Below are 10,114 nucleotides of genomic sequence, written 5' to 3' on the forward strand. Positions count from 1 at the left end.
GACCTCGGGGGCGACAAGGGGTTCAACACGCTGTCGGACGCGCTGAGCGCCGCCGATCTCGGCCTCATCCTCGACTTCGTGCCCAACCACATGGGCGTCTCGCCGGCCAACGCCTGGTGGGAGGACGTCCTGCGCTGGGGTCAGGACAGCCACTTCGCGCAGACCTTCGACATTTCGTGGGAGGCCGAGAAGATCCTCGTGCCGACCCTCGGCAAGCCCTATGGCGAGGCGCTGAAGGATGGCGATCTCTCGGTCGTCTACAACGAGGAGCGCCGCGAGCTGCGATTCTCGGCCGGCGGCTACGAGCTGCCGCTCGATCCGCGCACGCTGAGCTACGTCTTCGCCTTTGTCGACCATCCCGAGCGCGACCGCATGGTGCGCCGCTTCTCGGCCGCCGTGCCCGCCGACGGCGAGGAGCTGAACGAGCGCTTCGCCGAGCACGTCGCCGATCCCGCCTTCCTCGCCGCGCTGAAGGCCGGCGTTGAGGCGATCAACGCCGACAAGACCGCCCTTCACACGCTGCATGAGGCGCAGGCGTGGCGCCTCGCCTGGTGGCGGCTGGCACGCGAGAAGCTGTCCTACCGCCGCTTCTTCGAGATCGCCGACCTGATCGGCGTCCGCCAGGAGATGCGCCGCGTCTTCCGCGAGTCGCACCGCACGATCCTGCGCCTCGCCCGCGAGCGCAGGCTCGACGGCATCCGCATCGACCACGTCGACGGCGTCGCCGACCCGAAGAACTATCTGGCCGATCTCCACCGCGCGTTCGAGGCGATCGGGCGCGACGTGACGATTCATGTCGAGAAGATCCTGACGGGCCCCGAGCGCCTGCGCCGCGACTGGAACATCGCCGGCACCACTGGCTACGAGTTCATCACGGCGCTGTCCGGCCTCTATGTCGACGCCTCGAAAGAGGAGGCGATGACGAAGGCCTATGCCGACTTCATCGGCACGGAGGAGGACCTCCGCCAGATGATCGTCGAGCAGAAGCGCCTGATCTTCAGCCACAACCTCGCGGGTGAACTCACCTTCCTCACCGACACGGCATTATCGGTCGCCGCGCGCGACCTCGATACGCGCGATTTCGGCCGCGACGCGATGATGCGCTCGATCGTCGAGGTCGCCGCCGCGCTGCCCGTCTACCGCACCTATGCGAGCGTCGACGGCGTGCCGGAGCCCGACATCCAGGTGATCGACGATGCCGTGGCGCTTGCCCAGTCCCGCCGCGAGGTCGAGGCCAACCGGCCGGTCGCCTTCGTCGGCCGCCTCCTGAAGCTCGACTTCGAGGACGGGCAGGACGTGACGGGCGCGCTGACCTTCGCCCGCCGCTTCCAGCAGACCACCGGCGCGGTCATGGCGAAGGCTGTCGAGGACACGACCTTCTACCGCTACAACCGCCTGATCGCCCTCAACGAGGTTGGCGGCGAGCCGGATCACTACGGCGCCGACGTGCCGGCCTTCCACCGTGAGATGGCGATCCGGCTCAAGGACCAGCCCGAAGGGCTGATGGCCTCCTCCACCCACGACACCAAGCGCGGCGAGGACGCCCGCGCCCGCCAGTACACGATCAGCGAGGCCCCGGAGCGCTGGGCCGGGATCGCGGCGAAGGCGGCGGAGACCCTCGCGCCCTGGCGCAAGGATGTCGGCGAGACCGGGGTATCACCCGACCCGGCGACCGAATGGGGCTTCTATCAGGCGCTTCTCGGCGTCATCCCGGCCGACTTCGATCCCGCCGACGAGGCGATGCGCAAGGAATTGTCCGAGCGGCTCACCGCCTTTGCCGAAAAGGGCGCACGCGAGGCCAAGCGCTTCACGACCTGGACCGCGCCGGACGAGGCCTACGAGAGCGCCCTCAAGGGCTTCGTCGAAGCGGCGCTCTCGAAGGGGGAGAGCGGCGACTTCCTCGAAGGCTTCTGGCGGGAGGTGCAGCCCTTCGTCGTCGCCGGCGCGCTGACCTCGCTGTCGCAGACGCTGGTGAAGCTGACCGCGCCGGGCGTGCCCGACATCTACCAGGGCACCGAGTTCTACGACCTCAGCCTCGTCGACCCGGACAACCGTCGCAAGATCGACTTCAAGGCCCGCCAGGCCGCGATGACCGACGGGCACGGCGTCGCCGAGGCGTTGCCGCACTGGCGGGACGGCCGGGTGAAGGCGAAGCTGACGGCGGCCGCGCTCAAGGCGCGTGTCAAGGCGCCGGAGCTGTTCACGACGGGCAAATACATTCCGCTCGAGGTGACCGGCGAGAAGCGAGACCATGTGCTCGCTTTCGCGCGGAGCGACCGGGACGGACGGTTCGCGGTGACGGTGGTCCCGCGGCTGGCGCTCGGGCTTCTCGGCGACGGGGCGGAAATGCCGATGCCGGACGCCGCCGCCTGGGGCGACACGGCGGTGCGGCTGCCCTCGCAACTGTCCGGCGCGCGCTTCGAGGACATTCTGAACCTCAAGTCGGTCGCGGGCGCGGCATCGCTGCCGCTCTCGAAGCTCCTCGCCGATCTGCCGGTGGCGCTCCTCGTCGCCGACTGAGGGCGGTCGGCGGTCCGTTGCCGCCGGCTCCATCAATCCCTCCCGCTTCTGCCTGTGAAGGAGGCACATCATGCCGATCCGCACCGTCGTCTGGAACGAGTTCCTCCACGAGAACGAGAACGAGGCGGTGCGGTCGATCTACCCGCACGGCATTCACCGCACCATCGCCGACGCGCTCCGCGAGGACCGCGAGATCGAGGCCACGACCGCAACGCTGGAGGAGCCGGAGCACGGCCTGCCGCAGTCGCGGCTCGACGGGACCGACGTCCTCGTCTGGTGGGGACATAAGGCGCATGGCCGCGTTTCCGACCAGATCGTCGATCGCGTGCAGCAGCGGGTGAACGAGGGAATGGGTCTCGTGGTGCTCCATTCCGGACACTTCTCCAAGATCTTCAAGCGGATGATGGGAACGCCCTGTTCGTTGCGTTGGCGCGAGGCGGGCGAGCGGGAGCGGCTGTGGGTGATCAACCCGTCGCATCCGATCGCGCGCGGCATCGAGACGGCGATCGAGCTCCCGAACTCGGAGATGTACGGGGAGCCGTTCCTCGTGCCCGAGCCGCTGGAGACGGTGTTCGTCTCCTGGTTCGAGGGCGGCGAGGTGTTCCGCTCGGGGCTCACCTACCAGCGCGGGGCAGGGCGGATCTTCTATTTCGAGCCCGGCCACGAGACCTATCCGATCTATCACGACCGGCAGGTGCAGACCGTTTTGCGCAATGCGGTGCGCTGGGCCTACAACCCTGCCGAACCCTGGAAGGACGTCTCGAACGCGCCGAACGTGCCGATCGAGGCGGCGCGCGAGCGGATCGTCAAGAAGGGCCTGTCGCTGCACGAGGCCGGGGAGGAGGGCTTCCGGTGAGCGCCGAGAAGCGCATCCTGATCCTTGGCACGGGTTCGATCGCCCACCGCCATGCCGAGCACTTCGCCGCCATTCCCGGATGCCGGCTCGCGGCCGCCGTCGACACCAACGAGGCGCGCGCCCGCGCCTTCGCCGAGGAGCATGCGATCCCCGGAGCCTTCGGCTCGCTCGACGCGGCGATCGCGTGGGGCGGCTTCGACGCGGCGGTGAACTCGACGCCGGACGGCGCGCACAAGGCGACGAGCCTCCAGCTGATCGCGGCGGACAAGCCGGTCTTCTGCGAGAAGCCGCTCGCCCTGAATTACCCCGACGCGATGGAGATGACGGAAGCCGCCGAGCGCGCCGGGCTCGTCAACATGGTCAACCTCACCTACCGCAATGCGCACGCGATCCAGATGGCGCGCCGGCTGGTGGAGGAGGGGCGGATCGGCACCATCCGACACTTCGAGGCGAGCTACCTCCAAAGCTGGCTGACGAGCCCGCACTGGGGCGACTGGCGGACCGACGAGCGCTGGCTCTGGCGCCTGTCCGCGGCCCACGGCTCGAAGGGGGTGCTCGGCGATATCGGCATCCACATCCTCGACTTCGCCTGTTTCGGCACGACGCTCAGCGTCGCCGCGCTTCAGGCACGCATGAAGACCTACGACAAGGCCGAGGGCGGGAAGATCGGCGACTATACGCTCGACGTCAACGACAGCGTCGCGATGACCATCGAGATGGAGAACGGCGCGCTCGGCACCGTCCATATGACGCGCTACGCCACGGGCACGCTCAACGATCTGAACCTTGCGATCTACGGCGAGGCGGGTGCGCTGCGCATCTGGGCGAACCATAAGGATTCGCGGCTCGAGGCATGTCTGGGTGCGGACATCGAGACGCAGACCTGGCGCCCGGTGGAGTGCCCTGCCACGCCGCGCAACGAGCACCGTTTCGCGATGGCGCTGATGACCGGTGAGAACGGCCAGCCGGACTTCCGCCATGCCGCCGAGATCCAGAAGCTCCTCGATCTCTGCTTCGTCTCGGACCGGGACGGGCGCTGGCTCCGGGCTCTCTGAGAGGCATCCACCGCTCGCCTGCAACAGGTCCGTATTTCTTTTGCGCGACATGCCGTTTCCATGCTTTTGCCGCAATGAAGAGGGCCGCAAGGTGTCATCACGCGTCGTGCCGCTCAGTAAGAGAAGATGATCGGAATCAGGCATTTGGCGACGTTGTCGCGGCGCACATAAACGGACTATCAACCGACATGCGCGATGTTGCGCATGCCGACCGCCTCAACACGAAAACGCGCCCTACGGGGCAGATGATCGCCAGATCGCGACGCCGGCTTGTCCCTGTTCCCGCACCCTCGAAGCCGCACTGCGATGCATACCGGAATCCTTCTCGCCTTCCTGGCGTATCTCGCCTATTCCTGCTCGGATGCCGCCGCCAAGGCCCTCGGCTCCTCCTCGATGCCGGTCTTCGAAATCGGCTTCTTCATCTCCCTCTTCGCCCTGTTCCCGGCGCTCCTGTCGAAGCGCCCCGAGGACACCTGGCGCTCGATCGTGACGCCGAAGCGCCCCTGGCTGGTGCTGGCGCGCATGGCGACCGGCACGATCGGCGGCATGACCGCGACCTACGCCTTCGTGTCGCTGCCGCTGGCCGAAGCCTACGCGCTGATCTTCCTCCTGCCGGTCTTCGTCGCGGTGCTCTCGGCGATCTTCCTGAAGGAGGTCGTCGGGCTCGGGCGCTGGGCGTCGCTGCTCGGTGGTCTCGCCGGCGTTCTTCTCGTGGTGCGTCCGGGCTTCAACGCCCTGTCGCTCGGGCATCTGGCGGCGCTGGCCTGCGCCTTCGTCGGCGCGCTCACCGTCATCATCCTGCGCACGCTCGGACCCACCGAGAAGCGCCTGACGCTGGTCGGCGCCGTGCTTCTGGCGGCGGTCTGCGTCAACGGCCTCGCCATGCTTCCGCATTTCGTGGTGCCGACGGTGCGCGACATGCCGATCCTCGTGTTCGGTGGCCTGTGCGCCGGCATCGGCCACATCGCGATCGTGATGGCGGCCCGCGTCACGCAGGCGAGCCAGATCGCGCCGACGCAGTACAGCCAGATCGTCTGGGCGGCGGTGCTCGGCGCGCTCTTCTTCGGCGAGGTGCCTGATCCGATCGCGGTCGCCGGCATGGCGCTCGTCGGCTTCTGCGGCCTGTCGACGCTCGGTGGCGGTTCGCCGAGCGCGACGCCCGCCCGCAGCTGGCGGGCGCGGCTGCTGCGAGCCTGATCGCACGCCACGTCGACACCGATCAACGCGAGCCCGCCCGCGCCCCGCGCCGGCGGGCTTCTTATTGTCCGGCTACCGGCCTATCTCCCGCTGCCCAACCGGCAGCAGAGGAGCCCGCATCGTGGCCAAGCTCATTCACTCGATGATCCGCGTTCGCGACGAGGCGCGCTCGGTCGACTTCTATGCCCGCGCGTTCGGGCTGGCGGTCGCCGACCGCATCGACTTCGACACCTTCACGCTGATCTACATGTCGAACGCGGAAACGGGCTTCGAGCTGGAGCTGACGGTCAACAAGGACCGCACCACGCCCTACGACCTCGGCGATGGCTACGGCCATCTCGCCGTCAGTGTCGCCGACCTCGAGGCCGAGCGGGCGCGTCTGGAGGCCGAAGATCTGGCGCCGCAGGCCATCCGCGAGCTGACGCCGCCGACCGGCGGCAAGGCGCGCTTCTTCTTCATCGCGGACCCGGACGGCTACAGGATCGAGGTGCTGGAGCGCAGCTGGCGCTTCGCCTGAGACTCAAAGCCCGTCGTTAGATCGCGGACGATCCTTCCGCGCTGCGCTCGCTGCATTGCAACGGGCGCAGTTTCGTATTTAGCTTGCGAAGTGAAGAATCTGTGAAGTCCGGGGGGAGCGTTCGTGCCCATATCCAAGATCCTTGTCGCCAACCGGTCCGAGATTGCGATCCGCGTGTTCCGCGCGGCGAACGAGTTGGGCCTGAAGACGGTGGCGATCTGGGCGGAGGAGGACAAGTACGCCCTTCACCGGTTCAAGGCGGACGAGAGCTATCAGGTCGGCCGCGGGCCCCATCTGTCCCGCGACCTCGGGCCGATCGAGAGCTACCTCTCGATCGAGGATGTGATCCGGGTGGCCAGGGAGTCCGGCGCCGACGCGATCCATCCGGGCTACGGCCTTCTGTCCGAGAGCCCGGAATTCGTCGATGCCTGCGCGGAGGCCGGCATTACGTTCATCGGCCCGACGGCCGACACGATGCGCCGCCTCGGCAACAAGGTGGCCGCGCGCAACCTCGCGACGCAAGTCGGCGTACCGGTGGTGCCCGCGACCGACCCGCTGCCCGACGACATGGCGGAGGTCGCTCGGCTTGCCGAGACCATCGGCTACCCCGTGATGCTGAAGGCCTCGTGGGGCGGGGGCGGGCGCGGCATGCGCGCGATCCGGAAGGCAGAGGACCTCGCGCGCGAGGTGACCGAGGCCAAGCGCGAGGCCAAGGCCGCCTTCGGCAAGGACGAGGTCTATCTCGAAAAGCTCGTCGAGCGCGCGCGCCATGTCGAGGTGCAGATCCTCGGCGACACGCACGGCACCGTCGTCGATCTCTTCGAGCGCGACTGCTCGATCCAGCGCCGCAACCAGAAGGTCGTGGAGCGCGCGCCGGCTCCCTATCTCGACGATACCAAGCGGCGCGAACTCGCGTCCTACGCGCGCGCCATCTGCGCGGCGACTAATTATGTGGGTGCCGGCACCGTCGAGTTCCTGATGGATGCCGATACGGGCGCCTTCTACTTCATCGAGGTGAACCCGCGCATCCAGGTCGAGCACACCGTCACCGAGCAGGTGACGGGCATCGACATCGTGAAGGCGCAGATCCACATCCTCGACGGCCATGCGATCGGGACGCCCGAGAGCGGCGTGCCGCGCCAGGAGGACATCCGCCTCAACGGCCACGCCCTCCAGTGCCGCATCACGACCGAGGACCCCGAGCAGAACTTCATCCCCGACTACGGCCGCATTACCGCCTATCGCGGCGCGACGGGCTTCGGCATTCGGCTCGACGGCGGCACGGCCTATTCGGGCGCGGTGATCACGCGCTTCTACGATCCGCTGCTGGAAAAGGTGACGGCCTGGGCACCGAGCCCGGAAGAGGCGATCGCGCGCATGCACCGCGCGCTGCGTGAGTTCCGCATTCGCGGCGTCGCGACGAACCTCACCTTCCTCGAAGCGATCATCACGCACCCGGCCTTTGCCGACAACTCGTACACGACGCGCTTCATCGACACGACGCCCGAACTCTTCGCGCAGGTGAAGCGCAAGGATCGCGCGACGAAGCTCCTGACCTATCTCGCCGATGTCACGGTCAACGGTCATCCCGAGACACGCGGGCGCCCGAAGCCGCCGGCGGACGCCCGCAAGCCCGTCGCGCCGCTCTTCGACCGGCCGATCCAGCCCGGCTCGCGCCAGCGGCTGGAGGAACTGGGGCCTAAGGGCTTTGCCGACTGGATGCTCGCGCAGGCCGAAGTCCTCGTCACCGACACGACGATGCGCGACGGGCACCAGTCGCTGCTCGCGACCCGCGTGCGCACGCACGACATCGTCGGCATCGCGGATGCCTACGCGAGAGCGCTGCCGCAGCTTCTCTCGCTCGAATGCTGGGGCGGGGCGACCTTCGACGTCGCCATGCGCTTCCTGACCGAGGACCCGTGGGAGCGCCTTAGCGCGATCCGCGAAAAGGCGCCGAACATCCTCCTGCAGATGCTGCTGCGCGGCTCCAACGGCGTCGGCTACACCAACTACCCCGACAATGTGGTGAAGCGCTTCGTGGCGGAGGCGGCCGTCGGCGGCGTCGATCTCTTCCGCGTCTTCGACTGCCTCAACTGGGTCGAGAACATGCGCGTCTCGATCGACGCGGTGATCGAGTCCGGCAAGCTGTGCGAAGGCGCGATCTGCTACACGGGCGATCTGTTCGACCCGGCCCGCTCGAAATACGACCTCAAGTACTATGTGAGCCTCGCCAAGGAGATGGAGCGCGCGGGCGCGCATATCCTCGGCGTGAAGGATATGGCGGGCCTCCTGAAGCCCGCGGCCGCCCGCACGCTGATCAAGACGCTGAAGGAGGAGGTGGGGCTCCCCATCCACCTCCACACGCACGACACGTCCGGCATCGCGGCGGCGACGATCCTCGCGGCGGTCGATGCCGGCGTCGATGCGGTAGACGCGGCGATGGACGCCTTGTCCGGCAACACCTCGCAGGCCTGCCTCGGCTCGCTGAACGAAGCACTGAAGGGGTCGGAGCGTGACCCCGGCCTCGATCAGGACGCGATCCGTCGCATCTCCTTCTACTGGGAGGCCGTGCGCAACCAGTATTCCGCCTTCGAGAGCGACCTGAAGGGACCGGCGTCGGAGGTCTATCTCCACGAGATGCCGGGCGGCCAGTTCACCAACCTCAAGGAGCAGGCCCGCTCGCTCGGCCTCGACACGCGCTGGCACGAGGTGGCGAAGGCCTATTCCGAGGCGAACCTGATGTTCGGCGACATCGTCAAGGTAACGCCGTCCTCCAAGGTCGTCGGCGACATGGCGCTGATGATGGTGGCGCAGGATCTTTCGGTCGCCGACGTCGAGAATCCCTCGCGCGACATCGCCTTCCCGGAATCGGTCGTCTCCATGCTGCACGGCGATCTCGGGCAGCCGCCGGGCGGCTGGCCGGAAGGCCTGCAGAAGAAGGCCCTGAAGGGCGAGGCGCCGATCACCGAGCGCCCGGGCTCGCTGATCCCGGATGCCGACCTCGACGCCGAACGCGCGAAGGTCGAGGAGAAGCTTGGCCGCAAGGTCAGCGCGCAGGAGTTCGCCTCCTACCTGATGTACCCGAAGGTCTTCACCGACTTCGCTGTTGCCGCCGACACCTACGGCCCCGTCTCGACCCTGCCGACGCCGAACTACTTCTACGGCATCGAGACGGAGGAGGAGATCCTCGTCGACCTCGAGCCCGGCAAGACGCTAGTCATCCGCTCGCTCGGCTCGGCCGACACGGACGAGAAGGGCAAGAAGACGGTGTTCTTCGAGCTGAACGGCCAGCCGCGCCGCATCAAGGTGCCGGACCGCGCCAAGGGTTCGGGCTCGGGCGCCGCGCGCCCGAAGGCCGAACCCGGCAACGCGGCGCATGTCGCGGCCCCGATGCCGGGCGTCGTCTCGACGCTCGCCGTGCGCCCCGGCCAGAGCGTGAAGGCGGGCGACGTGCTCCTGTCGATCGAGGCGATGAAGATGGAGACCGCGCTCCACGCCGAAGCCGACGGCACGGTGGAGGCCGTCCACGTCAAGGCCGGCGACCAGATCGACGCCAAGGACCTCTTGGTCGTGTTTACCGCGGGCTAGCATGCCGGCGCGCAGGAGCCGGCAGTCTCGCCGGTTCCTGCCTGTTTGACGAACCATGCATGATCGTGCATGAGCCTCCGACGACGAGGAGGCTGCATGAACGAAGTCCTGCCCCATCTCATGGCCGAACAGCGTCAGGCCGTGATCCGCGAATGGCTGAAGCGCGACGGGCGGGTTCTTGCCGCGCAGCTTGCCGCCAACTTTGGCGTCTCGGAGGACACGGTGCGGCGTGATCTGCGCGAGCTTGCCGCACGCGACGAATGCCGTCGCGTCTATGGCGGCGCCCTGCCGGCCGCGCCGCTCGACGGATCGCTGAACACGCGGCGGATGCAGGCGCAGGACCGCAAGGCGATGCTGGGTCATGCGATCGCGCGCACGCTT

Annotated in this window: 7 protein-coding genes; all 7 read left to right on the top strand. The window is 67.9% G+C overall.

Annotated features, from left to right (window positions below; genetic code table 11):
* A partial coding sequence (treY, locus tag QZ753_RS13240; protein ID WP_294644253.1) for a malto-oligosyltrehalose synthase occupies positions 1 to 2,520 on the top strand: 2,520 nt, incomplete at its 5' end.
* A 70-nt stretch (positions 2,521 to 2,590) separates the two neighbouring features.
* Complete coding sequence (locus QZ753_RS13245; protein WP_294644254.1) at positions 2,591 to 3,376, top strand: ThuA domain-containing protein; 786 nt, start codon at positions 2,591 to 2,593, stop codon at positions 3,374 to 3,376.
* Positions 3,373 to 4,431: a Gfo/Idh/MocA family oxidoreductase gene (locus QZ753_RS13250; protein WP_294644255.1), complete on the top strand. Its 1,059-nt coding sequence runs from the start codon at positions 3,373 to 3,375 to the stop codon at positions 4,429 to 4,431. The genes QZ753_RS13245 and QZ753_RS13250 overlap by 4 nt, the downstream gene beginning before the upstream one ends.
* Positions 4,432 to 4,737: 306 nt before the next feature.
* Complete coding sequence (locus QZ753_RS13255; RefSeq protein ID WP_294644256.1) at positions 4,738 to 5,628, top strand: DMT family transporter; 891 nt, start codon at positions 4,738 to 4,740, stop codon at positions 5,626 to 5,628.
* Positions 5,629 to 5,749: 121 nt separating this feature from the next.
* Positions 5,750 to 6,145 (top strand): VOC family protein, encoded by a 396-nt coding sequence (locus QZ753_RS13260; RefSeq protein WP_294644257.1) that lies wholly within the window; start codon positions 5,750 to 5,752, stop codon positions 6,143 to 6,145.
* Between the two features lie 123 nt (positions 6,146 to 6,268).
* Positions 6,269 to 9,733 (top strand): pyruvate carboxylase, encoded by a 3,465-nt coding sequence (pyc, locus tag QZ753_RS13265; protein ID WP_294644258.1) that lies wholly within the window; start codon positions 6,269 to 6,271, stop codon positions 9,731 to 9,733.
* A 96-nt stretch (positions 9,734 to 9,829) separates the two neighbouring features.
* Positions 9,830 to 10,114 (top strand): DeoR family transcriptional regulator (locus tag QZ753_RS13270; RefSeq protein ID WP_294644259.1); only part of this gene is annotated, 285 nt, incomplete at its 3' end.

The sequence above is a fragment of the uncultured Aureimonas sp. genome, from assembly GCF_913775355.1.
Classification (GTDB): Bacteria; Pseudomonadota; Alphaproteobacteria; order Rhizobiales; family Rhizobiaceae; genus Aureimonas.